30 protein-coding genes are annotated in these 21,682 nt (G+C 73.9%); 2 read left to right on the top strand and 28 right to left on the bottom strand.

Going from position 1 to position 21,682, the window contains the following annotated elements:
* Positions 1 to 54: 54 nt before the first annotated feature.
* From ACIQI7_RS32395 to ACIQI7_RS32350, 10 genes are all read right to left on the bottom strand, one after another.
* Positions 55 to 660 carry a hypothetical protein gene (locus ACIQI7_RS32395; protein WP_401117017.1) on the bottom strand — a complete coding sequence of 202 codons (606 nt, stop codon included), beginning with the start codon at positions 658 to 660 and terminating at the stop codon, positions 55 to 57.
* Between the two features lie 37 nt (positions 661 to 697).
* Entirely contained in the window at positions 698 to 1,204 is a 507-nt protein-coding gene (locus ACIQI7_RS32390) for a hypothetical protein (RefSeq protein ID WP_401117015.1), read from the bottom strand.
* A 121-nt stretch (positions 1,205 to 1,325) separates the two neighbouring features.
* Positions 1,326 to 1,745, bottom strand: coding sequence for a hypothetical protein (locus tag ACIQI7_RS32385; protein ID WP_401117013.1), 420 nt, complete (start codon positions 1,743 to 1,745; stop codon positions 1,326 to 1,328).
* A 455-nt stretch (positions 1,746 to 2,200) separates the two neighbouring features.
* On the bottom strand, positions 2,201 to 2,929 hold the full coding sequence (locus tag ACIQI7_RS32380; RefSeq protein WP_401117011.1) for a hypothetical protein: 729 nt from the start codon (positions 2,927 to 2,929) through the stop codon (positions 2,201 to 2,203).
* A gap of 86 nt (positions 2,930 to 3,015) precedes the next feature.
* The gene (gene dnaN, locus ACIQI7_RS32375) at positions 3,016 to 4,188 is read right to left on the bottom strand and encodes a DNA polymerase III subunit beta (protein WP_401117009.1); all 1,173 of its coding nucleotides are present in this window, start codon (positions 4,186 to 4,188) and stop codon (positions 3,016 to 3,018) included.
* A 28-nt stretch (positions 4,189 to 4,216) separates the two neighbouring features.
* Complete coding sequence (locus ACIQI7_RS32370) at positions 4,217 to 4,537, bottom strand: RRQRL motif-containing zinc-binding protein (protein ID WP_401117007.1); 321 nt, start codon at positions 4,535 to 4,537, stop codon at positions 4,217 to 4,219.
* A gap of 122 nt (positions 4,538 to 4,659) precedes the next feature.
* Positions 4,660 to 5,301, bottom strand: a complete 642-nt coding sequence (locus ACIQI7_RS32365) for a hypothetical protein (RefSeq protein ID WP_401117005.1) — start codon at positions 5,299 to 5,301, stop codon at positions 4,660 to 4,662.
* Positions 5,302 to 5,427: 126 nt separating this feature from the next.
* Entirely contained in the window at positions 5,428 to 6,159 is a 732-nt protein-coding gene (locus ACIQI7_RS32360; protein WP_401117003.1) for a hypothetical protein, read from the bottom strand.
* A gap of 84 nt (positions 6,160 to 6,243) precedes the next feature.
* Positions 6,244 to 6,615, bottom strand: a complete 372-nt coding sequence (locus ACIQI7_RS32355; protein WP_401117001.1) for a hypothetical protein — start codon at positions 6,613 to 6,615, stop codon at positions 6,244 to 6,246.
* A gap of 28 nt (positions 6,616 to 6,643) precedes the next feature.
* Positions 6,644 to 6,838 (bottom strand): hypothetical protein, encoded by a 195-nt coding sequence (locus ACIQI7_RS32350; protein WP_350533838.1) that lies wholly within the window; start codon positions 6,836 to 6,838, stop codon positions 6,644 to 6,646.
* Positions 6,839 to 6,981: 143 nt separating this feature from the next.
* Between ACIQI7_RS32350 and ACIQI7_RS32345 the strand changes: the two genes are divergently transcribed.
* Entirely contained in the window at positions 6,982 to 7,125 is a 144-nt protein-coding gene (locus ACIQI7_RS32345; protein ID WP_401116998.1) for a hypothetical protein, read from the top strand.
* 7 nt (positions 7,126 to 7,132) lie between these two features.
* Here ACIQI7_RS32345 and ACIQI7_RS32340 read toward each other — a convergent pair whose 3' ends face one another.
* From ACIQI7_RS32340 to ACIQI7_RS32255, 18 genes are all read right to left on the bottom strand, one after another.
* Entirely contained in the window at positions 7,133 to 8,578 is a 1,446-nt protein-coding gene (locus ACIQI7_RS32340; protein ID WP_401116996.1) for a transfer protein, read from the bottom strand.
* A gap of 1 nt (position 8,579) precedes the next feature.
* On the bottom strand, positions 8,580 to 9,410 hold the full coding sequence (locus ACIQI7_RS32335) for a hypothetical protein (protein WP_401116994.1): 831 nt from the start codon (positions 9,408 to 9,410) through the stop codon (positions 8,580 to 8,582).
* Between the two features lie 113 nt (positions 9,411 to 9,523).
* Positions 9,524 to 10,036 (bottom strand): hypothetical protein, encoded by a 513-nt coding sequence (locus ACIQI7_RS32330; RefSeq protein ID WP_401116992.1) that lies wholly within the window; start codon positions 10,034 to 10,036, stop codon positions 9,524 to 9,526.
* A gap of 12 nt (positions 10,037 to 10,048) precedes the next feature.
* Positions 10,049 to 12,265, bottom strand: a complete 2,217-nt coding sequence (locus ACIQI7_RS32325; protein ID WP_401116990.1) for a hypothetical protein — start codon at positions 12,263 to 12,265, stop codon at positions 10,049 to 10,051.
* Between the two features lie 144 nt (positions 12,266 to 12,409).
* Positions 12,410 to 12,592 (bottom strand): hypothetical protein, encoded by a 183-nt coding sequence (locus ACIQI7_RS32320; RefSeq protein ID WP_030286848.1) that lies wholly within the window; start codon positions 12,590 to 12,592, stop codon positions 12,410 to 12,412.
* Positions 12,593 to 12,596: 4 nt separating this feature from the next.
* Complete coding sequence (locus ACIQI7_RS32315; RefSeq protein ID WP_401116987.1) at positions 12,597 to 13,112, bottom strand: hypothetical protein; 516 nt, start codon at positions 13,110 to 13,112, stop codon at positions 12,597 to 12,599.
* A 146-nt stretch (positions 13,113 to 13,258) separates the two neighbouring features.
* A complete protein-coding gene (locus tag ACIQI7_RS32310; protein WP_401116985.1) occupies positions 13,259 to 15,466 on the bottom strand; it encodes a hypothetical protein in 2,208 nt (735 codons plus the stop codon).
* A gap of 35 nt (positions 15,467 to 15,501) precedes the next feature.
* Complete coding sequence (locus ACIQI7_RS32305; protein ID WP_401116983.1) at positions 15,502 to 16,308, bottom strand: hypothetical protein; 807 nt, start codon at positions 16,306 to 16,308, stop codon at positions 15,502 to 15,504.
* 108 nt (positions 16,309 to 16,416) lie between these two features.
* Positions 16,417 to 16,614, bottom strand: coding sequence for a hypothetical protein (locus ACIQI7_RS32300; protein WP_401116981.1), 198 nt, complete (start codon positions 16,612 to 16,614; stop codon positions 16,417 to 16,419).
* A gap of 117 nt (positions 16,615 to 16,731) precedes the next feature.
* The gene (locus ACIQI7_RS32295; RefSeq protein WP_401116979.1) at positions 16,732 to 17,094 is read right to left on the bottom strand and encodes a hypothetical protein; all 363 of its coding nucleotides are present in this window, start codon (positions 17,092 to 17,094) and stop codon (positions 16,732 to 16,734) included.
* Positions 17,095 to 17,209: 115 nt separating this feature from the next.
* Positions 17,210 to 17,455 (bottom strand): hypothetical protein, encoded by a 246-nt coding sequence (locus ACIQI7_RS32290; RefSeq protein WP_401116977.1) that lies wholly within the window; start codon positions 17,453 to 17,455, stop codon positions 17,210 to 17,212.
* A 119-nt stretch (positions 17,456 to 17,574) separates the two neighbouring features.
* A complete protein-coding gene (locus ACIQI7_RS32285; protein ID WP_401116975.1) occupies positions 17,575 to 17,826 on the bottom strand; it encodes a hypothetical protein in 252 nt (83 codons plus the stop codon).
* A gap of 237 nt (positions 17,827 to 18,063) precedes the next feature.
* Positions 18,064 to 18,204, bottom strand: coding sequence for a hypothetical protein (locus tag ACIQI7_RS32280; protein ID WP_401116973.1), 141 nt, complete (start codon positions 18,202 to 18,204; stop codon positions 18,064 to 18,066).
* A gap of 5 nt (positions 18,205 to 18,209) precedes the next feature.
* Complete coding sequence (locus tag ACIQI7_RS32275; protein ID WP_401116971.1) at positions 18,210 to 18,602, bottom strand: WhiB family transcriptional regulator; 393 nt, start codon at positions 18,600 to 18,602, stop codon at positions 18,210 to 18,212.
* A complete protein-coding gene (locus tag ACIQI7_RS32270; protein ID WP_401116969.1) occupies positions 18,602 to 19,009 on the bottom strand; it encodes a hypothetical protein in 408 nt (135 codons plus the stop codon). Before ACIQI7_RS32270 ends, ACIQI7_RS32275 begins: the two co-directional genes overlap by 1 nt.
* Positions 19,010 to 19,178: 169 nt before the next feature.
* The gene (locus ACIQI7_RS32265) at positions 19,179 to 19,373 is read right to left on the bottom strand and encodes a hypothetical protein (RefSeq protein ID WP_401116967.1); all 195 of its coding nucleotides are present in this window, start codon (positions 19,371 to 19,373) and stop codon (positions 19,179 to 19,181) included.
* On the bottom strand, positions 19,373 to 19,777 hold the full coding sequence (locus ACIQI7_RS32260) for a hypothetical protein (protein WP_401116965.1): 405 nt from the start codon (positions 19,775 to 19,777) through the stop codon (positions 19,373 to 19,375). The genes ACIQI7_RS32265 and ACIQI7_RS32260 overlap by 1 nt, the downstream gene beginning before the upstream one ends.
* Before the next feature lie 119 nt (positions 19,778 to 19,896).
* Entirely contained in the window at positions 19,897 to 20,508 is a 612-nt protein-coding gene (locus ACIQI7_RS32255; RefSeq protein ID WP_401116963.1) for a hypothetical protein, read from the bottom strand.
* A gap of 391 nt (positions 20,509 to 20,899) precedes the next feature.
* Here ACIQI7_RS32255 and ACIQI7_RS32250 point away from each other — a divergent pair, with 391 nt between their 5' ends.
* Positions 20,900 to 21,646, top strand: a complete 747-nt coding sequence (locus ACIQI7_RS32250) for a GntR family transcriptional regulator (RefSeq protein ID WP_401116961.1) — start codon at positions 20,900 to 20,902, stop codon at positions 21,644 to 21,646.
* The last annotated feature ends 36 nt before the right edge of the window (positions 21,647 to 21,682 follow it).

Raw genomic sequence — 21,682 nt, 5'->3', positions numbered from 1 at the left:
CCCCGCCCGCCGGGCCTGGCTGGCACCGGGGGCGGGGCGCGGTGGTGGGCAGGGTCAGCGCCCGGACTCGTGGCACCCGCAGTTCGGGACGGACTGCCAACCGCTGGGGGTGTGCGTGCGGGTGGGGCCGGCGCCCGGGATGCCGCTGCCGCCGCAGGTGGTGCAGGAGGCGTCAGCCCCTGGGTCGAGGGCCCATTCGAGACCGCAGGCGCGGCAGCGGGCGCAGTCCGCGAAGTCGTCGCTGTTCCAGGCCGGCTCGCCGTACTCCTCGGCGCCGGGCGTCTGGCAGCGCGGGCAAGTGATCGTGTACTGCCGGGTGCGGATGGCATGGCCAAGGGGGTCGGCGATCACACCGAGCAGCACCTGGTGGTTGATGGCCTCGTACTCGGCGACCCGGTGCGCCAGGCCCAGGGCCTGCTCCCGGGTGTGCTTGTAGGCGGCGGCGCGGCCGATGTCCCTGACGGGCTGCCAGCCGCCGTCCTCGCCTTCGACCCAGGCCCGCAGGCCGACCAGGGCGCCGTCGGTCACCGCCCAGCCGTCGCTGGTCTCGTCGCGGCGTACGACGACCTCGCCGTAGCCGCCCACCGGGCCCTGGGGGATCGGCACTCGGAACTCCACGGCCAGCGCCAGCTGCTCCTCCGCGGACAGGGTGCTGTTCATCCTTCTCCTTCTTCCTGCTCGGGGTTCGTGTCTGTGGTCAGCCGGCGGTGGTCGGGCGGCCGGGGCGCCCGCCGAGCAGGGGCGAGAAGGCCTGCGGCTTGCGGGACCAGCGGACGTAGTCGACGCTGCTCGCCGCGTAGGTGTTGGTCAGGAGGCTGCCGGAGTCGTCGAGGCAGTCGTGCAGTCGGTCCAGGCGGTCCCAGGCCAGCCGCAGCTGGCCGATGAGCCAGTCCCGGTCCTCGCCGGTGAACTCCTCGGCGGCGGCGACGGCCTCGAGGTGGCCGGTGTCCTGGATGCCGGCCGCGAGGAAGGCGTCGACGCGCTGCGCTTCCTCGGCGGTGAACTGCTCGCCGATCCGCCGGGCCTCGTCGGCGCGCGGGTCGTCCTTGTAAGCGGCGAAGCTGCGCTCGGAGAGCGCGAGGCGGGCCAGCTCCCAGTCGGTGGCCTCGCCCAGGATGCTGTCCTTGCGGAAGGTCCTCCCGGGCTGGTTGAACGGCTCGTAGGCGGTGGCGGCCAGGGTGGACGTGGTGGTGTCGGTGGTCACGGAAGCCTCCTGTCGGGGTCCGGCCGGGCGGCCGCGCCGCGCACCACCGCGCCCGCCGTCCCGGCCTGGCTAGCCGGGGCGGCGGGCGCGGTGGTGGGCAGCGTCAGTGCCCGGGGGCGGGTCAGCTGTGCTGGAGCTCGACGGCGTCCCGCTCGGCGTCCGGCAGCGTGTGGGTGGCGGCGGTGGCGACCCGGAGCCGGAGTTCCTCGGCGGCCTGGACGACGGCCAGCAGGTCTTTGTAGAGGCGGTGCTGGTCGGGGTCGCGCAGGTCGAGGTGCGTCTCGGAGGCGGCGGCCAGGCCGCAGAGGTAGACGACGATGTCGGCGCTCTCCTGGTGCAGGTCGACCAGGCCGGGCTGGAAGTCGAGCGGCGAGGTCAGCCGCCGCAGGGCCTTGGACAGCTCGGCCGGGTGGCCCGCGCGGGCGGTGTCGAGGTTGTCTTCCAGCGCGGCGGCCAGGGCGTCCTGGTCGGCGTACGCGAGGCCGTGGCCGAGGCGGCGGAGCAGGCGGGCGGGCAGCAGGCGGAGCAGGCGGCCGTTCACGGTTCCTCCCAAGGGGGCTGGCTGGTTGGTGCCGGCCGGGTGGCCGCGCCGCGCACCACGGCGCCCGCCGTCCCGGCCTGGGTGGCGGGGACGGCGGGCGCCGTGGTGGGCAGCGTCAGTGCCCGGACGTCAGTGGACGGCGCTCCAGATGAGCAGCAGGATCACGGCGATCCCTACGAGGACAGCCTTGGGCGAGATGCTGGTGGTGGCTTGCAGGCGCCGTATCTCGGCGTGGATGGCGTCGCATTCGGCCTGGATCCCGGCGTGGGCCTTGCTGCCGGGGGTGAGGCCGGCAGGATCGCCGAGCGGTGGTGGAGTCGTTCGTAGAGGGCCGCGATCTGTGCGTCGCGGGATACGGCCAGGGCCACGGCAGGTGCCTCTCGATCGGCGGTGCGGAACGGGACGGGGAAGGACCAGGCGGGCCGGTGCTCGGTGCACCGGCCCGCCCGGGAGGGTCAGCGCGGGTCAAACGGCGAGCCCGGAGCCGGGACGGCCGGGCGGGGCCGGGCCGTCTTGGTCTCGGGGGCCTGGATGGTGATCTGCGGCTGGACCTCGGTGCGGTTGATCACCATCGGGCGCACGCTGAAGGACAGGCCGCGCAGGGCGAACAGGGAGACGACCGCGATGGCGGCGGCGGTCAGGCCGACGGCGACCGGGCGCCCGGCCTCGGGGGCGGCGGACCAGACCATGGCGAGCGTGGCGGTGGCCCAGGCCGTCCAGCTGGCACGGGCGATGGCGCTGCGGGTGATGAAGGCGAGGAGCGCGGCCAGGAGGCCGAGCGTCTTCCAGGCGCCGTAGACGGTGTCCGGGGTGAGCGGGTAGGCCTGGTGGGCGATGAGGTAGGCGTGGATGGGGCCGGTGACGGCAACGCGCAGGCCGTCGCCTCCGGCGGGCAGGTTCTGCGGCAGGTGCACGGCGTCGATCACGGCGGCCGCGGCGTTGAGCAGGATGCCGCCGACGGTGCCCACCACCAGGACGGCGAGGGTGATCGCCGTCAGGTAGGCCAGGGTGCGCACCCACGGCTCGGCGCCGGCGAAGTCGTCGAAGCCGGCCGCCAGCTCGCGGCGGCGCCGGTCGAGCCAGCCGCCGGGGGCGGTCAGGGCGCGGGCTCGGCGCCGGGCCGATTCGCGGACGCTGACGCTCGGCTGCTCCTGGAGGGCGGTGGGCTCGGTGTGCTGGGTCACGGGTTGCTGCTCCTGTTCGGGTTGGTGTGCTGGGGGTGTGGCCGGGGCCCGCCCCGGCGGTGCGGGGCGGGCGGAGTGAGGCGCGGTCAGCTGGTGAGGCGGATCGGCATCAGCAGGTGCTGGTAGTCGGTGTCGGCGAGTTCGCCGGAGTGCCCGGTGAGCAGGGCGGGCTTGGTGGCCGAGGTGGCGTGCAGACGGGCTTCGGGCGCGGCGAGCGCCTTGAGGGCGTCGGCGAGGTAGCCGGGGTTGAACGCGATCGTTCCGCCGTCGAGGTGGCCGGTGGTGTTGCAGGGGATACGGTCGACGGCATGGGCGTCGTCGCCGTGTCCGGCCTCCAGGAGCAGCTGCCGTCCGTCGTCGGCGACGGTCAGGCGGACCGGGGTCTTGTCGGAGGCGACCAGGGCGACGCGCTTGAGCGCGTCCAGGGCCTCGCTGGTGGGGACGGTGACGGTCAGCTCGGCGTCGGCCGGGGTGGGGAACACACCGCGGTGGCGCGGGAAGTCGCCGTCGAGGAGGCGGGTGCCGATGCTGCTGCCGGCGGTGGTGAGGGTGAGCTGGCCGTCCGACCAGCCGACGGCGACCGGGTGTTCGCCGGTCATCGCGCGGGTGGCCTCGGCGAGGAACTTCGCCGGGATGAGGACGGCGCCGTCGTCGGGCTGGTCCTTCTTCTTGCCGGTCTTGGGCGTCACCGCGGGGAGGGTGCCGGTGGGTTGGACGGTCAGCTCGCGTACGGCGAAGCGGTAGCGGTCGGTGGCGGCCAGGGTGATCCGGTCGTCTTCGAGGAGCAGCTGCACGGCGGTGAGGACCGGCAGGCTCTCCTCGGTGCTGGCGGCGACGGCGACCTGGGCGACGGCGTCGGCGAGCGTGTCGGCCTGGACGGTGAGCACGGTGTCCGGCACGCCGGGCAGCTGCGGGTACTCCTCGACCGGCAGGGTCGGCAGGGTGAACTTCGCCGAGCGGGAGGTGACGAGCAGCCGGGAGCCGGACAGCTCGATGTCGACCTCGGCCGCCTTGGGCAGGGTCTTGCAGATCTCGTTGAGGAGGCGGCCGGAGACCAGCGCGGTGCCGTCGTCGGCGATCTCCGCGTCCACGCGGGTGGTCGCCGCGGTCTCGTAGTCGAACGCCGCCAGGTGCAGGCCGCGCTCGTCGGTGCGCAGCAGGATGCCGGCCAGGACCGGGACGGGGGCGCGGGTGGGCAGGGCGCGGGCGGCGAAGGCGACGGCCTCGGCGAGCACGTTGGCGAAGACGCGGAGCTTCACGGGTGTCCTCCAGGACGGTGGCGGTGGGTCAGGCGGCGTTGGTGAGGGCGGCGAGCTGCTCGCGCTCGTCGTCGGACAGCTCCGCGCAGGGCAGGCAGGAGCCGAGGGTCTTGAGCGGGAGGCAGGCGTCGTAGCGGACACGGCACAGGGGGCAGGTCTGGCGGGCGGCCATCGCGCGGTCCAGGGCGGCGGCCCGGCCCGGCGTCATCGGCCGCACCGGCCGGGCGCCCTCGATGCGGTAGAGGTAGGCGATGCGGCGGGTGTGCAGGCCGGGGTCGGCGTAGCGCCAGGGCCAGGTCGGCAGGCCGCCGTGGTCCTCACCGGAGGGGTCGAGGTCGGATGCGCGCACCGCCAGGGTCTCCTTTCCCTGCTGGGTGGGCGGCGGATCGGAGGGCCGGTGCGCCGCCGCCCGTCCCGGCCGGGGTCGGCGGGGCGGGCGGAGGCGGGCCAGGGGCGAGACCGGGCGGCCGGTCAGCGGACGTTGTTGTTGACCGTGCCCTTCCATCCGGCGGACTGCTTGCCGATGGTGACCTCGGTGTGCCGGTGGAACATCGCGAGGACGGGGCCGGACGCGGTGGAGCCGTCGCCGCTGGCGGTCGCCCCGGTGCCGGCGCTGGAGGCGACGGAGCGGAGCTTGCCGAGCAGAGCGGCGACGCCGATCGCCACGGCGGCCACCGTGGCGGCCGCCCACATCAGCACCTTGCCGATCTGGTCCGCGTACGGGGCGACCTCGCCGACCCCGGCGCCGACCATCCAGGTCAGGCCGCCGACGGTGAGCGCTCCGGCGCAGCCGTAGAGGATGCCCTGACGCAGTGCCAGCGGCAGGCCCTGCTCGGCGGCCGGCTGCGCCTGGGCGGCCGGGGCGGGGGCGGGCTGCTGCTGCGCGGCGGCCGCGGCGGCGGCGGCGAGCGGGTTGTGCACGGGGACGGCGATCACCTTGCCGTCGACCAGGGCGGGGATCAGGGCCGGGGTGGTGGGGGAGGGCTGGAGCGGGACGGCGACGACCTGGCCGTCGAGCGAGGCCGGGACGAAGCCCTCCTGGAGGAGGTAGGCGTTGAGGTCGACCGCCAGGTCGGCGGCGATGGCGGCGGGGCCGGTGTAGATGCTGTCCACGGGGTGCTCCAAGGGGGATGGGCTTGCTGGGTCTGGGGGCGCCGGGCGCCTTCTGGGGCCGCCGGGCCCGCGCCCGGTGGTCGGGGCGGGTCCGGCGGCCCCCGGAGAGGCCGGGAGCGGACGGGGTTACTGCTCGGGGGTCCAGGTGCGGAACAGGCGGGCGGGGGCGGCCGGGTGGGGGGCGTGGGTGCCCAGACCCGGGGTGAGGCGGGCGGTCATGGTGACCTGGTGGGCGTGGCGCAGGGCGGTGGTGGTCAGCGGGAGCGGGGGCTGGAACACCACGCCCCAGGTCTCGATGCGCAGGCTGATCCCGGCCGCCCGGCCGGTGCTGGCGATCTCCTCGGCCAGGCGCACCGTCTCCTCGTCGGTGGACAGGTGGGGCCAGTCGCCGAGGGTGATGGTGATCAGCGGGTGCTCGGGGCTGGGGGAGTAGGCCGTGTGGTCGCCGGTCTCGCCCAGGCGGCCGCGCAGCAGGTCGGCGGCTTCGCGCAGCAGGGTGGTGGTGTCGGCCTTGGTGGTGGCGGTGCGGGCGGCCAGGCCGGGGCGGGCGCCGTAGGGGTCGGCGACCCACGGCTCGGTGAGCGGGCAGGCGTGCTCGGCGGCGACCAGGTGGTCGATCAGCGTGCTGGACCCGGCGCCGGTGCGGGCGCTGATGTGCAGGTGCACGGCGCCGTTGGTGTTCCACAGCGGCACCCGGGCCACGGTGCCGTCGGCGTAGCGGCCGATGGCGACGGTGCCGGTGGCGGTGTCGATGAGCTGGTCGGCCGGCGGGCGGGGCGCCGGGTCGGCGAGCTGGGCGGTCTCCTGGTGCTGGCGGGTCAGGTCGGCGTAGCGGGCGAGAGCGGCGGCGGAGGTCATGGGCTGTTCCCTTCGGGAGGCGGTCGTGCCCGCCGCCCGGTGGTGGGCGGCGGGCACGGTCAAGGTGTCGGTGGCGGGTGGTGGTCAGTCGTTGATGCGGCTGGTGCGGCCGAGCGCGAGGATTTCGCGGAGCAGGCGGGTCGTCTCGGGGGAGTGCTTGCCGGTGCGGGGCTGGCCGGCCAGGTACGCGGCCTCGTCCAGGACGACCAGGTCGACGCGGGCCGGGCCGGGCGGCAGCCCGAAGCGCCGGGACGCGGCGGGCAGCGCCCTGCGCAGGCGCAGCTCCATCAGGGCCTGGTGGGCAGCAAGCGCGGTGAGGGCGTCCTCGGCGGTGCCCGTGAAGGGCTGGGACCGCATGCGCGGGTCGTGGGAGGCCTCGGCGAGGAGCAGGTCGACGGCGCTGACCTGGCCGGAGATACGCAGTCGCGCGGGGCGAGCGGGGCGGCTGGCGTTCATGGGGGTGTCCTTCCGGGAGGGTGGCGGGTCAGGAGGCGGCGTTGCTGAGCGCGGTGACCAGGTTGGTGAGCAGCTGGTTGATGGCGGGGCCAGCGCCGGTGGAGGAGAGCGTGAAGCCGAACAGCACGAGGGCCAGGGCGGGCCAGAAGCCGACCGCGCGGCTGCGGTAGAGGACGGCGGTGATGATGCCGAAGAGGACGGCGAGGGAGACGGTGACGGCCACGGTTGGCTCCTGGCGGGTCGTTGACGGGTTGGGCGGACGAGCGGGCCGGGTGTGGTGTTTGCTGGTCCGGCCTGGTGGTACGTCAGGTTCGGGCTGCGCCCCGCACCACTGGGGTGCGGGGCTGGGAGACGAGGGGGCTTGTGGTGGCGCACGTGCACTACGCCTGCTGGAACTGCGAGGCGGACAACCGCGTACACGGCGAGGGCTGCGACTGCTGCGACGTCGTGGAGGTCCCGGAGTCCTGGTTCTGCTGGAACTGCGACGCGGAGAACTTCTGCGACGACTGACCGCTGGTCAGCCGCGCAGGCCGGTCAGGGCGTTGCGGACACCGCCGAGGCTGACCTTGCGGCCGCCGTCGGCGTTGACGGCGGCGAGGATCTCCTCGGCGTCCAGGTCCTCGCCGTCGGTGCTCTCCAGCACCGCCAGCACGCGGTCGGTGAGGTTGAGCCGGGAGGCGGTCCGCGGCTCGGGAGCGGAGACGGGGATGACGGGGACCGGCGCGCTGCGCGCACCCCGACCGCCCCCGCCGCCGCCCCGGTTCCCGCCGCGGCCCCGGCCGCCACCGCCGGCTTCGGGTTCCTCGAACTTCTCCGGGCACGCGGCCTGGTAGGCCTCCATGCCGTCGAGCTTCCCGACGTAGGCCTCGCCCGCGGGCTCCCAGGATTCCTTCTCGAGCACGGCGTGCGGACCGTCGCCGTACAGGGCGAGCATCTCGGGGTCCAGGCCCTCGGTCGGCACGTCGGAGCCGACCTTGAAGAACCGCATGCGGGCGGTGGGGTGCAGGCCCGACAGGTGGTAGCCGCTGCCCTGGGTGCCGGGCCGGTCCTCGTCCGCCTCGGTGTCGTCGAACTGCGATACGAGCTCGACGGCGCCCGCGTACTTCGGGATCGCGGCGAGCTTCTGCCCGGCCGGGAGCAGGCCGTCGGAGACCAGCTGCCTCATGAGGTTGGAGGTCCAGCGCAGCAGGATGACCTCGCCCTCCTTGAGCATGGAGCGCAGGGTGTCGGAGCCGCCGAGCTCCTCGAGGTGGCCGGCCTGCGCGAACAGCGCGATGCCCATCCCGAGCGAGCGGCCGGTGCGGCCGATGTCCTTGATGTAGAACGTGGCCTCGTCCCGGTAGGGGGCGCCCTTCTCCAGGAGCCGGTTCGCCTCGTCCACCACCTGGTACATCAGCGGGTCCGGACGGTCCATCAGGAACTTCGAGCGCCCGGCGGCCGCGTACCTGACCTCGCGGGCCTTCATGACGTTCCAGAAGGTCCGCAGCTGGGCGATGGCGCCTTCCTGCGTGTAGACCGCCCAGTCGCAGTTGCCGCGCGCCTCGGGGGCGGACTGGCCGCCCTTGAGGTCGGCGTAGAACACGCCGACCCCGGAGCGCTTCATCGCGGCGAGGATGATCTGCCCGCCGGTGGACTTCCCGGCGCCGGTGGTCCCGAACAGCAGCATGCGCTGCGCCGAGCCGGCCTTCGGGTCGTACAGGCGCAGCCGGGTGCGGCGCCCGTTGTGGTGCAGGCCGACCCAGATCCGGCCGGTGGCGTCCATGACCAGGAACTCGGGGTCGGGCAGGATCACGTCGGCGAGCGGGTCTTCGGGGTAGATGGTGACCAGGCCCCGGCTGCCGTGGGTCTCGACGGCCAGGCGGGCGGGGTCCTTGATGTTCATCGCGTCGGAGAGTCGGGCCATGTCGTAGCCGATGACGTCGCCGGGCGGGGCCTGGACGGTCAGCTCGTAGATGAGCCCCATGTCAGTGCAGTTCCTTCGTGTCGGTGTCGATGATGCGAACGCCGGTGATGACCGTGCCGGGCATGCCCTTGGGGGCGATGTTCTTCACCCAGTGCGCGTACGGGTCGAGGGCGGCCTGGTCGGCGGTGCCGATGTGCAGGCGCCGCACTCCGGCGCCGCGGCCGGCCACCTTCTCGACGCTGATCTCCTCCTCGTCCCAGTCCAGGAGCGCGGACAGGGCGGTGATGGAGATCGTGGGGACCGGCGTGCCGGGCACCGCGGCGCGGATCAGGGCGCTCATCCCCTTCTCGCCGGTGCGCTCGACGTCGGTCAGTACGGTGCCGGGGGCGACGCCGCCCTCGACGGCGACCCGCTGCGCCCACCAGATCGACATCGGGTGGGTGGAGGCGGCCGGGACGAGGGCGGTGGCCTGCTGTTCCTGGACCTGCTGGACGGCTTCGGGGGTGAGGGAGCGTTCGCGGCCCGCGAGGACGCGGGCCATGCGCGCGGGGCGGACTTTCCAGGTGACCACCGCCCACGCGGCGTCGAGGGCGAGCTCCCACCAGTGCAGGCCGTGGACCAGGCGCTCGGTGACGAGCAGTGCGGCCGCGCTGACGGGGGCCACGAGGTAGAGGGCGGTGGCGGCGTCGCGGATGCGGCCGCTGGGCAGGGTGGCCGACCAGATCAGCCCCCAGGCGGTGGCGGCCCCGGCGCCGCTGAGCGTGACGGCGAAGGGCAGGGGGTCGGTGGTGAGCGCGCCGGCCGCAAGTCCTGCCGTGGTGGTGAGGGTGGCGGTGCGGCCGACGTAGCCGCGGGCGACGGCGATGCGCCCGCGCAGCGGGCCGAGGGACATCAACGTGGGGCTCCTTCGCGGGGGCCGCCGGGGAAGCGGCGGGGCGGGGTGTGCGAAGGGGCGGACGGCACCGGCCCGTCCGGGGCGGCACCGGCCGCCCCCGGTGGGTGGGGTCAGCGGTTGGCGTAGAACTCGCGGTCGGCCAGCTCGCCCTCCTTGGCGGCGATCACGTCGTCGACCGGCCCGTAGTCGGCCTCGTGCGCGTCGGCGGTGGCCTGGAACAGGGTGGAGAGCTCGGCGGTGGCGGCGGCCATGGCCTCGGCCTCCTCCAGGACGGAGAGCATCACCGCGGCGGCGTCGCGGTGCTCGGCGACGGTGTCCCGGTCGACGTTCATCCCGGCGGCCTGGTCCGCGAGGCGCTGCACCGACTTGGCGCAGCCCTCGACGTACTCGTAGGTGCCGGTGACCTGCTCGGACAGGTAGGCCAGGCGCACTGCGGCGATGGCGAGCTGGCCGACGACGATGCCGTAGCTGACGGCGTCGCGGATCACCTCGCCGGCGGCGGCGAGCACCCCGCCGGTGGAGACCTCCAGATCGGCGCCGCCGCCGGCGGGCCGGTCGGTGCGGGCGTCGTGGACGGCGGCCGGGGCGCTGCTGGTGATGGGCGCGAGGTCGGTGTCGGACATCGGCTCTCCCTTCTACTTCTCGTGGTAGTCGCGCTCGGCGGGGGCGGCGTGGCCCATGTCGCGCGTGATGTCGGCGACCGGCTTGTCACGGCGGGCCGCGTTCGCTCCGGCCGCGGCGATGGCCTCGGCGGCGGCCGGGATCGCCTCGGCGACCGCGTCGGCCTTCGCCTTGACCTCCTCGGTCTTCTCGATCAGGGAGGCGACCATGCTCTCCAGGACGCCCGGCACCTTCAGGTCGACGACCTTGGCGTGCAGGGCCTCCAGGCGGCCGAGCAGCTTCTCGCAGCCCTCCGCGGCCAGGCGCGCGTCGTCGGCGCCCTGCAGGATCTCCTCCGCCATGTCGGCATCCGCCTCGATGACGTCGTGGATCGTCAGGTCCGAGTCACCGGCGTACTGGGTGCCGGAGCCCGGTCTGGGCACGGGGATGGTCACGTGTCGTCCTCCAACGGGTGATGCCGGCGGCATCGGGGTCGGGCGGGTGGTTCCGGGCCGCGCGTGCGGGCCGTTGTACGGGGCGCGCGGCAGCGCGGCCTGGCCCCGGCTGATCGCGGGAGCGGCCTTGTCGGGGTCGGGCCGGTCGTCGCGGCGCACCGTGTGCTCGGTGCTGTGCATCCAGCCGGGCGGAGGTCCGGACTGTTCGTGGGACCGGGCGCAGTCGCGGCATCCGCAGAGCCACGAATGCCGTCCCTCGTACCTCCACTCCGAGTCGGTGTCCTCATCGGGCCCGTACCGTCCGTCGTCAGGCGGTCGGGTGTCGCCGGGCCGTGTCTTGTCGGCGCGGCGGGCGTTCGCCCGCTGGGCCCGCTCGCGTGCCTGCCGGGCCTTGCGGGCCTTACGCTCCGCACGCTGGCGGTCCTTGTGTTCCTGCTGCTCCTGGCGCTTTCGGGCCCGGATGTCCTCCGGGCTGCCGGGGGCGGTGGTGCCGGGCCTGCGCAGCCGCCAGGGCCTGGCCCCGGTTTCCCCGCCCGGGGTGAACGTCCGCCGGGTGCGGCGGCCGCTTCGGGTGCCGGCGGTCGATCTGGTGCCCGCCGCCCCCGTCCCGGTCCCGGCCGCCCCGGTCGATCCGGGCCGCACGGCGAGCTCGGTGCCCGGCGTCGTCGGCTTCGGCGTGTCCGCCGTGCCGTCCTTCTTCGCCGTGTCCGTGGGCTTCTTGCCGTTCAGGATCCGGTCCACCGCCCGCTTGCGGACCGCGCCGCGGATGGTGGTCGGGGTGGCGCCGCCACCGGTGTGGGCGCCGGTGGGCTTCCAGTTGCCGGTGGTGATCCGGTCGGCGACCCGGCGGCGGGCCGCTCCGCGGATCGTGTCCGGCCCGGCGGGGGTCCGCTCGGGCTTGCCCGGCCGCTCCCCCGGTCCCTTCCGGTCGGCGCCCGGCTGCTTGTCCTTGGGGCCGTTCAGGATCCGGTCGGCGGCGCGCTGGCGGGCCGCTCCGCGGATCGTGTCCGGCCGCGCCGGCTGCCGTGGCGGCCGTTGCTGACCGGTGGTCAAAGCACCGTTCCGAGAGCCGTTTTGGGCTCCGGAATTCCCGTCCTGGCGGCCCTTGCGGCCGGAGTCCTCCAGGGCCTTCCTGCGCGCCTCCTGGACCCGGCCGGGCCCGGTGCTGCCCGGCGCGCCCGAGCGGCCGTCCTGCCCGCCTCCACGGCCCGTCTCGGGCTTCTTCGGCTGCGGGCCGCCAGGCCCCGTCTGCCCGGTGGAACGGAACGTCGAGGGCACCTGGCTATTCGCCCGGCCCGAATTCGGAGAGGAATTCGGGCCGGAGCTACGGGAGTTCCGACCGAATTCCGGACCGGACTGCATGCGGCCGCGCTGCTGCGCCGCCAGGGCGGCGGTGCGGGCCTTTTCGAGTTCCGTATTTGCCTTTCCCGTGACCGCGTTCTGCTGGTCCCTCACGGCCTTGAAGTGCTCCGCGCGGGCCTTCAGGTAGCCGACCGCGTGATAGGCGCCGCGCAGGGCGGCGACCGTAATCCCGGCCATCATCACGGTGGACATCGAGGCGACCTGGGCGAAGGAGCCGGACCCGGCGGGCGGGGCGGCCTCCATTCCGTGGGCGGCGGTTTCCGAATTCCCGCCGAGTTCGGGTCCCTCGGGAACGGAGAGGGACGCGGGCGGGGCGAATTCGGTGGTCAGCGGGGCGAGGGTCGGCAGGCCGTCGCCGGGGCCGTCCTCGCCCACGACCCCGGGCAGGGTCAGGCCGGGGAAGCCGAGCACGGTCCCCGTGGTGTCGTCGGCCATCCGGCCGCCTCCAATCGTTCGTCACTGTGCGTCACCGATCTGGGGTCTCTCGCGTGCGCGCACAGTGCGCGCACGTGGGGACCCTGGATGACGGCATCGCGGCGGATTCGGTGAGCGCGAAGAGTCACCCCGTCGCTCGGCCAGTCAGGAGCCGGCGCGGGCCTGCGTCCATGCGGTGAGCATCCGGACCAGGTCCGCCCAGGCCGTCTCGTCCCGGCCTGCCATCGCGCGGGCCAGGTCCCACAGCGCCTGCGCGCGGTCGGGATTCGTCGCGGTCGCCGCGATGCGCTGATTCCAGTGGGCAGCCTGCCCGGGTGTGAGCGGCACGGATTCACGCCTCCTTCAGGAAATCCAGGAACGTCGCGGCGGGCTTTTCCTGGGCGTTTCCGTCGCCGTTTCCGTTCTGCTGGTCGGTGAATCCGGCGGCGATTCCGTGCAGGTTTGCCGCCGTGTTCACCGCCTGCATTCCCTGACCGTTCTTGATTCCGGCCTTGTGGGCCTTCTGGAGCGCCTTGGCGGCCGCGCGCTTCTCGCGCTTGACGGGGAGTTCGACGTACAGCCGATTGTAGGTGGTGTCGATCTTTCCGGCCTCGTTCACGGCCGCCCGCAGGTGCTTTTCCAGGGCGGCCATCGGCCGGGTCGCACGGAATGCGCGGACCTTCGCCTCCAGCGGCTTGTCGCCGTCGATGTGAATGTCCTCCAGGGCCGAGCGGTACTCGCTCAGCAGGCCCTGGACCTCGTTGGCCATCTGCCGCAGCCGCTCGCGCTGCTGGGCGGCGTACAGGTTGGTGCCCTGCGGGCGGAGCAGGTACTCCGACGTCCACCCGTTCTTGTGGTGCTGGGACATATGTCCTCCAGGTGATGGGTGCCGACCCGGGCTCCGGCCGGATGCACGGGTCGCTACGGTGGTGTTCGGCGCTGTCGGCGCCTTCGGCGGTCACCAGGGCGATTGGTGCGCCCTGGTGGCCACCGGAGAGGCCGAGTGCTCGTCGGTCAGTTCGCCTTGGCGAGGTCGCGGTAGGCGGCGACCCGCCGCGACGCGGTCGACTTGGAGACGCCGAGCTCGTCGGCGATCGGCTGCAACGGGAGCCGCTCGGGCGGGCCCTGGTGGCGTTGCACGTGCCGGGTGATGACCTCGATGTCGGTCTCGGTCAGGACCCGTGCAACGCTCACCGTCGTTGCGCCGCCGGTCTCCGTTGCGGCTACGGGCGTTGCAGTGGACCGGGGTGTTGCAGCCGTTGCAGCCGCCCCGTTGCGGCCCGTTTCACCGGCCGCCAGCGCCAGCCGCGTTGCACCGCCGACCGTTGCACGACTCGCGCCACCTGCGGTTTCACCCCGTGCGGCGGGCCGTGCAACGGGAACCGGGGCGACCGGCGCAGCCGCCACCGGGGCGGGGTGGACCGGGGCCGTTGCAGCGCCCGTTTCAGGCCCGTCGGGCTGCGTTGCAGACGCCTCGTCCGCCGGGGCGGTGTCGTCGTCGTGCGTTGCAGGGGCGTGCGGGATGAGCGCGTGGACGCGCCAGACGACGATCGGTGCGATGCATGCAACGGCGACGATCAGCTGCCACGTGGCGTGCCACGTTCCGTCGGCGCCCTGCGCGACTCCGAGGAGGTGGGCGTCGGCGATGTGGTAGATCGCGTTCGCGAGGATCATCGTCATCAGCGCCACCACGACTTCCTTCGCCTTGCGGGCGCGGATCGCGGACATCGCCCACACGTCGATCGCCACCGGCAGCAGCCAGCCGATCGAGGCCGGGATGCCGACCAGCACCGCCAGCGCGTACTCGCCGCTGGCGGTCAGGCCGACACCGGCCGCCAGCGCCGCCCACGGCGCCTTCGTCCACGCCCAGCCGGTCAGCTGGGTGGTGCGGCGCCGGGCCTTCGAGGCCCAGCCGCGCTTGCGCGCCGCCTGCTTGGCCGCGATCCGCCGCTCCTCCGCGACCAGCACCTCGACCCTGGCCTCGGCCTCGACCACCTGCTGGGCCGCCCCACCGATCAGCCCCTCGGCCTCGATCCGGGCCTGGGTGAGGATCCGCTGCGCCTCGGCCTCGGCCTTGCCGCGCGCCGCCTTGGACTGCCTGTCCAGCTCGGCTGCCCGGCTCTCGGCCGCGGTGCGCAGGGAGTCGGCGTGCTGCTGGCCGCGCTCGCGAAGGCCGGCGGCCTGGCGGGCGGCGTCCTCCCGGATGGCCTCGGCCTCGTTCTCGGCCTGCTCGCGCAGCCGCTCGGCCTCGGCCTGGGCCGTCTCGCGGATCTCGTCCGCGTCCGCCCTCGCCATCTCCTCCAGCCGCACCCGTAGCTCCTCGGCCTGGCGGCGCAGCTCCTCGGCCTGGGCCTCGGTGGCCTCCGCCAGTTCGCGGGCCTTGGCGGCGGCGGTGTCGCGGATGCGCTGGGCATCGGCGGCCGCGTCCGCGCGGGCCTGGTCGGCGGCGGCCAGCGCGTCGCGGCAGGCCTGGTCGGCCAGCGCCCGACGGCCCGCCAGGTCCTTCTCCGCCTCGGCCTGGTAGGCGTCGACCCGCTGGCGGGTGCGCTCCAGGGCCTCGGTGGCGTCGGCGAGCTGCTCGCGGGCGGTGGTCAGGTCCGAGGCCGACTTGCGGCGGATCTGCCGGGCCTCGGTCTCGGCGGCCTCCACCAGCTGGCCGGCCGTCTCGGTCGCGTCCGCGAGGACCTGCTCGGCACGGCGCCCGGCCGTGGCCTCGGCCTCGGCGGTGAGCACCGCGGCCGCCTGCCGGGCCTGCTCCGTCGCGTTGGCGAGCAGCTGCTCGGCCTCCGCGCCGGCGACGGCCCGGACCTGGTCGGCGGCGGTCTCGGCGTCGGCGAGCAGCTGGTCGGCGCGCGCCTTCACGTCGGCGAGCAGCTGCTCGGCCTCGGCGCCGGCGGCGGCCCGGGTCTGCTCGCGCAGCGCCTGGGCGTCCTGCTCGGCGTCGGCCAGCAGGTCGGTGGCCTGCTGGCGGGCGCCGTCCAGGATCTGCTGCGCCTGTTCGTCGGCGGCCCGGGTCAGGGCGGCCGCGTCGGCGGTGGCCTGCTCGGCCGGGCCCAGGAGGTCGGCGGCGCGGTCGCGGGCGTCGGCCCGTTCCTCGCGGGCCTGGTCGAGGGCCGCGTCGGTGGTGGGCTGCTCGGCCGCGACCGGGGCGGTGGTGGTGGTCTTCTTCGTGGGGGTCTTCGCCGCGGTCGGGCGGCGCGCCGGGGTGCGTCGGGTCGCCACGAGAACTCCTCCTCTCTATAGGGGTGCGCGGGGGATCAGCTGACGCTGAGGTAGCCGCTGGTGACGCGGCGGCTGATGTCGAGGTGCCGGGTGCCGGTGAGGGTGGCGTGGCCGGACGTCAGGCCGACGGAGAAGCGGCCGCGGCTGGTCGGCGTCGCGGCGACCTGGGCGTGGCCGGAGGTCAGGGTGAGGCGGGCGTCGCTGCCGTCGTAGGCGTGCACGCCGAGGTTGCCGGAGGTCAGGGTCGCGGTCAGCCGGTGGGTGACCCGGGCGATCGTCGCGCGGCCCGAGGTGAGGGTGAGCGCCAGGTCGCCGACCTCGTCGGCGCTGAGGTTGCCGGAGGTGCCGGAGTAGTCGAGGCACTCCAGCGGGCCCATCGCCCGGGTGGTGGCCGAGTGGGTGGTCAGCCGCACCCAGGAGTTCGGCGGCAGGGTGACGGCGGTCTCGATCTCGGCGGGTGCGGTGCCGCCGTCGACGGTCTCGGTGACGTCGACGCCGTTGATGACGACCCGGCCGCTGACACCCCCGAAGAAGTTGAATCCGTCCAGGCCGCCGCTGATGCGGCCTCCGCTGATGTTGATGTCGCCGCCGGAGATGACCGTGGTGCCGGTGGAGAGCGACAGGCCGGGGACCTCCGGGACGGCCACAGTGATCCGCCGGCCGTTCTGCTCGATCCCGGTGGTGCGGACCGCGTCGGCGACCGGGCCCGTCTCCGCGGTGGTACTGACGGCGATGCAGGCCTGGGCGACGGCGTGGTCGACCCGGATGGTGATCCGGCCGGTGTGCTGGGTGAGGTCGAGGACGGCGGGACCGGCGGACGCGGTGTGGGTACGGGTGGTCATTCTTCTCCCTCGTACGGGTCTGCGAACTGGCGCATCGGGCATCGACGAGACCGCCGCGCCCCGCACCCGGCAGGTCCGGGGCGGGGCGCGGCGGTGAGCACCGGCTAGCTAGCGGTTGAAGGTCTGGTGGACGTCGCCGGTCGCGACGTAGTTGGCGCTGCCGTTGAAGGTGATGTTCCGAACGGTCTGGTCGACGGGGCCCGTGATCACCGGGCCGTTCACCTGGCCGGCCTGGATGACCGGGCCGTTCACCGTGCCGTCGACCGAGTTCGTCGTCGTGGACTCGGAGTTCGTGGGGTCGTTCATGAGGTCCTCCAGTGAGGTGAGATGGAGCGGGCGGCGCCTCGGGCACCGACGAACACCGCCGCACCCGGCCCCGGTGCTGCTGGGGTGGGCGCGGCGGCGAACGACTGCGTCCGGCGGTCAGGAGTGCAGCTCCCGCTGGATCACCGGGTATCGCGGGACGGTCAGGTACTCGACGACGGAGGCGGTGCTCACGCACCACACGCCGGGCACCTGCTCGTACGGGATCAGCAGCAGCGCCTCGTTGAGCAGCGCGGCCAGGGCGCAGGCCTCGCCGCGCATCGCCGTGAAGCGGGACCACAGCTCGTCGCGGGTGAGGGCGGTGTCGGTGTAGTCGGCGGTGGTGAAGGCCGCGGCGGCCAGGCGGGCCTGCGCCAGCTGCACGGTGATCCGCGCGGCGAGGTCCTCGTTGCCGGGCGGCAGCGGGTTCTCCGCGCTCATCAGCGGGTGCAGGTCGATGTACGGGGGCGGGACATGGGCCATCGCAGGCGCTCCTTCGGGGGACGGATGTTGCGGTGCGTCGGGCACCGACGAACACCGCCGCGCCCCACCCCGGTGGTCCGGGGCGGGCACGGCGGTGAACGACAGCAACCGAGGCTCAGGGAGTCGGGTAGCCGAGTTCGACGGGGTCGGCGCCGTCTCGGACCGCGGCCGCGTCGGCGCGCAGGTAGCGGGCCTGGTCGGCGAGGAACCCGGAAGCGGTGGCAGCCTGCTGCCGGGCCGTCGGGGTAGCGGTCGGGTCGGCGGCGACGGCGCGGCCGCTGGCCGCGGCGGCCTCATCGGCGGCGGCGGCCTGGTCGAGGTTCGCGGCGAGGTTGGTACGGGCGGCAGACGTCCAGCGCATGGTGGGTCCTCTGGTGGAAGAGCGGATAGGTGAAGGTGCGTCGGGCACCGACGAACGTCGCCGCGCTCGGCCCCGGTGGTCCGGGACGAGCGCGGCGACGAACGACAACCGACCGACGGTCAGGCCAGGGCGGCCAGGCGCCGCAGCGCCTCGACCTGGTCGGGGTGGGCGGCCTCGTGCAGGACGTGCCGCTGATCCAGGAGCGCCCCGTCGGTGGCCGGCTGCTCCAGGACCGGGTCGGCCCAGAGCGCGAGGTCGCGGGCGTCGAGCTCATCCAAGTAGGCCGCGTACTCGGCCTGGTCGGCCTCCTCGTAGGCGGCGTGCATCTGCTCCAGCCCGGCCTGCCAGGCGTCGTACTCCTCGGTCGTCATCACAGGTGTTCCCCTCTCGTTTCGTCGCTGGGTGCTGGCTACTGCTGGCCGCCGGCCTTCTCGGCCTGCGCCCGCCGGTGCATCTCCCGCGCCCGGCGCAGCAGCTCGTCCATCTGCCGCTGGGTCCAGGCCTGGTCCTCGGGGCTGTTCACCGGCCACCCCCGGCCGGGGTGGGCGGGGTCGGCGGCTTGGGGATGGGGGTGCCGCCGGCGTAGGAGCGGTGGGGGCGAGTGGTGATCACTGGGTACCTCCCTGGGCGGCTTCCTGCTGCTGGCGGAGCTGCTCGGCGAGCGCACGCTCGGCGGCGTGCTGCGCGGCGAGGCGCTCGGCCTGCTCCTGGAGCTGGCGCTGCAGCTCAGCGAGGTGCTGGTCGGTCATCGCGGTCACCCGGCCAGGGGAAGGACGGTGGTGACCGGCTGCTGGAGCTGGCCGCGGACCTGGGCGGCGACGGCGGGGCCGAGCTTGCCCTTGTCGAGGAGGTGGCGGCGCTGGGCAGCGGTGAGGCCGCCGGAGACGCCCCACTGGGCGGCGGGGCCGTGGGTGAGCTGTTCGGTCAGGCACGCGTTGCGGCGGGTGAGGGGGCAGGCCGCGCAGTGGTCGAGAGCGGTCTGCTCGCCGGCGGTGACGGCGGTCGCGGAGGCGGACTGGGAGAGCGGGTAGAAGATCTCGGGGTCGACGGTCTGGCAGGGCCACGGGGCCGGCATGCCGGTGCTGGTGGTGCTGGTTGCGGTGCGGGTCGCGCTGTTCGGGCGGGAGGAGAGGTGGAGGATGGCCATCACGCCACCTCCAGCGCGCGCAGGTCGGCGAGCAGGGTGTTCGTGGTGGCCGGGTGCTGCCGTCGCAGCGGGGTCGGGGCGGTGGCGAGGTCCTCGACGAGGTCGGGCGCCTCGCTGTGCGGGCGGGCCTGGGGGAGTCCGGCCGGCCACTCGCGGGAACGGACGTCGCGCACACGACCGACGGCGCGGTCCAGCAGGACGAGCAGGCCGTCCAGGCCCCGGTGGCCGGCGGGGTAGCCGCCGGCGGCGACGGCGGCCCACACGTCCTGGGCGACGTCCTCGTCGAGCTGGGTGGCGTCGGTGCCGATGGCGGCGAGGCGCTCGGTCGCGGCGGCGAGGAGTCGGGCGGAGTAGCGGTGGTAGAGGTCGAGGGTGGTGTCCTCGTCGTCGTGCATGATGGTGTTCACGGTCGTGTTCCTCTCGTCTCTGCGGGTGTGGTCGCGGCCGGGCTAGGCCTCCGGGGGCGCAATCCCCGGAGGCCTTCTTGCTGCGTTGGCAGCTGCACGAGCGGCCACGGCGCCGCCCACCCCACAGGGCGGGGTGGGCGGCGCCGTGGTGGTTCGTACGGTGGGTGGATCAGGCGGATCGGCGCGCTGGCCGGGTCTCGTCCGGCTCGGGCACGGGGCCGAGGTACTGGCCGATGAGGTATCCGGGGACGACGGCTGCGCACTCGTGCCACGACGGCCGGTCGCGCTCCGACGGGACGCGGGCCACGCCCTGCTCGGCACCGTCACGGGTACGGGCCAGGTAGGCGATCAGGTGGATGGGCATCAGGCCGCCGTGCGCTGCGGGCGGTGGCACTCGCCGCCGCGGGGGCGCGTGCGGCGGAACGGCCTGCGCTCGGCGTCGACGATCGCGTCGGTGACGAGCTCGGCGACGTCGACGGTGTCGGCAGCGGTGTCGAGCCGGCCCGCGGAGGTCACCGGCGGCCGGTCACGGAGCCGGCCCACGACGAGTTCGGCGTGGGCGTCCAGCATGTCCAGGAGCTCGGTGAAGGAGCGGCCGTGGGAGACGGCGCGAGTCACCGCGTGCAGCCACAGCTCGCCGCACAGGTCGTCGACGGTGTCGCTGGCGGTGTCCAGGCCGGTCTCGTCCAGGAGGTCCTGCACGAGGTCGCGCAGGCCGGTCGAGTACCAGGTGAAGGCCTCGGCAAGCTGAGTGGTCGGGTCGGGCATCGCGATCTCCTCAGGACGGTCTCGCGGGGCAGGGTTCTGTGCGGAGCAAGGCGACGGCCGCCGCCCACCCCGGCGGGTCGGGGTAGGCGGCGGCCGTGATCGTTCGTGCTGGTGGCGCGTCAGGCGGCGAGGCGCCCCTTCCGCTTCCGGTGCTTCCGGGGCGGCTCCGTGGCCACGCCGTCGGGCAGGGGCAGCGAGACGAGCGGGCCCCGCGCGCCGTACAGCGGCTGCTGCCGCACGGCGTCCGTGACGAGCACACCGACGCGGACGGCCTCCCAGCCCCGGGCGCGCTTCCGCGCGACCTGCCTGGCGGAGACGGTGGGCTCGGCCGGACGACCCTGCGCGATGTGCAGCACCGCCCGGGGCTGCGGGGCCTTCACCTTCTTCAACACCGTGGTCGGCCGACGTGAGGCGACCTCCGTGCTCCCCTCCTCGACCTGCTGGGCCCATCGCGCGATCGTGACGTCGATCTCGACGATCCGGCGTGCGGAGGGGCAGCGGGTGTCCCGCTGGCCGGCCGCGAGCTCGGCGCCGGACCGGTCGGTGGAGTAGTGGTCGCGGATGGTGCGCACCTTGCCCTCGACCCCCATGATCCGCTGCCAGGTCTGGCAGTCGGGGCAGACCACGGTGTTCACCTCGTCCGGGCGGAGGTTGTAGCGGCTGGGGAGCAGGGTCGAGAGCTTGAGCGGGGCGAGAGCGGAGCGGCGCTTCGTGCGGGTTCGAGCGGGCATCGGGGCCTCCTGGCAGGAAGACGAGAAGTGCGGGGGAGGAACTCGGGAGCGGGAGTGCTGCTCTCTCCGCCCGCCAGGCCTGCGGCCCGATCGGCCGGCGTCCTGGCGGACAGACAGCGCAGCAGCGCTGTGAGGGTGAAACCCGATATGTAGGCGTCCGACGTGGGGGAGCTAGGGCTCGACCCCTGTCACCGAGGTGACTTTTCGCCACCGCCCGAAGGCGGGTGACACCGCTGTCGCGGACCGTAACTGGTCCGGTGCAATCGAAGATAGGGATCCATCTCACATGTGTCAAGATGGTTCTGTTGCATCGTGACGGACGTCAAGATAGTGACGTCCATTGCTTGACGCGATAGCCTGTTGCCAAGCAGCCGCTTGATAGGAGACGACCTTGAACGCCAGCACCATCGCGGCCGAGATCCGGGAAGGGATTTCGACCGGGCGCTACCGCCACGGGACGCGCCTCCCTGCCGTGCGCAAACTGGCGGAAGAGCGCGGCGTAAGTCAGCAGACCGTTGCTGCGGCCTACGCTCAGCTGGCGGCTCTAGGCTTGGTCCGAACTGAGCCCGGTAGCGGCACTGTCGTCACCGCAGGCCCGACCACCGAAGCCCACCTTGGGACGTTCGGCCCCCCCGACCTGAGCATGCCGATTTGGAAGCCGACATCCGGCGGTGAGGCCAGCGAGGCCACTACCCTGGTCCGTCAATTGCCCGCACCGCCACATATGGCTGTGTGGGGGATCGCTGACACCGATGTCGTGGAGCGCACACGGGTCCGCTCGGTAGACGGTGTTCCGGTCCAGCACAAGTTGACCATCGTGCCCTACGAGCTGGCGTCTCGTCAGCCTGAGGGTCACGAAGGGGTCCCTCCCCTGCTGGCTCCGGTCGGCGCCACTCGCATGTCCCCCCCGGCCGGAGTCCGTTTCGCCGACTGGCTCGGCTGGAACGTGCTGCGCACCGACACCACCATCTCTGCCGAACCCATGGATCATGCCGCAGCTGCAGCGCTCGGCATGGCAGAGGGCACCCCTGCCTTCCGGATCCTGAGCATTGCTCGCGATCCACAGGAGTCCACGGTCTTTGTGACGGTCAGCACCACACCCCTGCATCACCTGCTGACGCTGAGCATGGCCGGCTGACCTCTGCGGCAGCGGCTTCAAGTCCTCGTCTCTCAT

Origin of the sequence: Kitasatospora sp. NPDC092039, from assembly GCF_044756065.1 — a bacterium.
Lineage (GTDB): Bacteria > Actinomycetota > Actinomycetes > Streptomycetales > Streptomycetaceae > Kitasatospora.
This window is presented reverse-complemented; position numbering and strand designations above follow the sequence as displayed.

Coding starts and splice junctions, on each gene's coding strand:
- ACIQI7_RS32395 (WP_401117017.1), bottom strand. CDS start 660: ATGAACAGCACCCTGTCCGCGGAGGAGCAGCTGGCGCTGGCCGTGGAG.
- ACIQI7_RS32360 (WP_401117003.1), bottom strand. CDS start 6,159: ATGACCTCCGCCGCCGCTCTCGCCCGCTACGCCGACCTGACCCGCCAG.
- ACIQI7_RS32355 (WP_401117001.1), bottom strand. CDS start 6,615: ATGAACGCCAGCCGCCCCGCTCGCCCCGCGCGACTGCGTATCTCCGGC.
- ACIQI7_RS32340 (WP_401116996.1), bottom strand. CDS start 8,578: ATGGGGCTCATCTACGAGCTGACCGTCCAGGCCCCGCCCGGCGACGTC.
- ACIQI7_RS32335 (WP_401116994.1), bottom strand. CDS start 9,410: ATGTCCCTCGGCCCGCTGCGCGGGCGCATCGCCGTCGCCCGCGGCTAC.
- ACIQI7_RS32330 (WP_401116992.1), bottom strand. CDS start 10,036: ATGTCCGACACCGACCTCGCGCCCATCACCAGCAGCGCCCCGGCCGCC.
- ACIQI7_RS32325 (WP_401116990.1), bottom strand. CDS start 12,265: ATGGCCGACGACACCACGGGGACCGTGCTCGGCTTCCCCGGCCTGACC.
- ACIQI7_RS32315 (WP_401116987.1), bottom strand. CDS start 13,112: ATGTCCCAGCACCACAAGAACGGGTGGACGTCGGAGTACCTGCTCCGC.
- ACIQI7_RS32305 (WP_401116983.1), bottom strand. CDS start 16,308: ATGACCACCCGTACCCACACCGCGTCCGCCGGTCCCGCCGTCCTCGAC.
- ACIQI7_RS32300 (WP_401116981.1), bottom strand. CDS start 16,614: ATGAACGACCCCACGAACTCCGAGTCCACGACGACGAACTCGGTCGAC.
- ACIQI7_RS32295 (WP_401116979.1), bottom strand. CDS start 17,094: ATGGCCCATGTCCCGCCCCCGTACATCGACCTGCACCCGCTGATGAGC.
- ACIQI7_RS32290 (WP_401116977.1), bottom strand. CDS start 17,455: ATGCGCTGGACGTCTGCCGCCCGTACCAACCTCGCCGCGAACCTCGAC.
- ACIQI7_RS32285 (WP_401116975.1), bottom strand. CDS start 17,826: ATGACGACCGAGGAGTACGACGCCTGGCAGGCCGGGCTGGAGCAGATG.
- ACIQI7_RS32280 (WP_401116973.1), bottom strand. CDS start 18,204: ATGACCGACCAGCACCTCGCTGAGCTGCAGCGCCAGCTCCAGGAGCAG.
- ACIQI7_RS32275 (WP_401116971.1), bottom strand. CDS start 18,602: ATGGCCATCCTCCACCTCTCCTCCCGCCCGAACAGCGCGACCCGCACC.
- ACIQI7_RS32265 (WP_401116967.1), bottom strand. CDS start 19,373: ATGCCCATCCACCTGATCGCCTACCTGGCCCGTACCCGTGACGGTGCC.
- ACIQI7_RS32260 (WP_401116965.1), bottom strand. CDS start 19,777: ATGCCCGACCCGACCACTCAGCTTGCCGAGGCCTTCACCTGGTACTCG.
- ACIQI7_RS32255 (WP_401116963.1), bottom strand. CDS start 20,508: ATGCCCGCTCGAACCCGCACGAAGCGCCGCTCCGCTCTCGCCCCGCTC.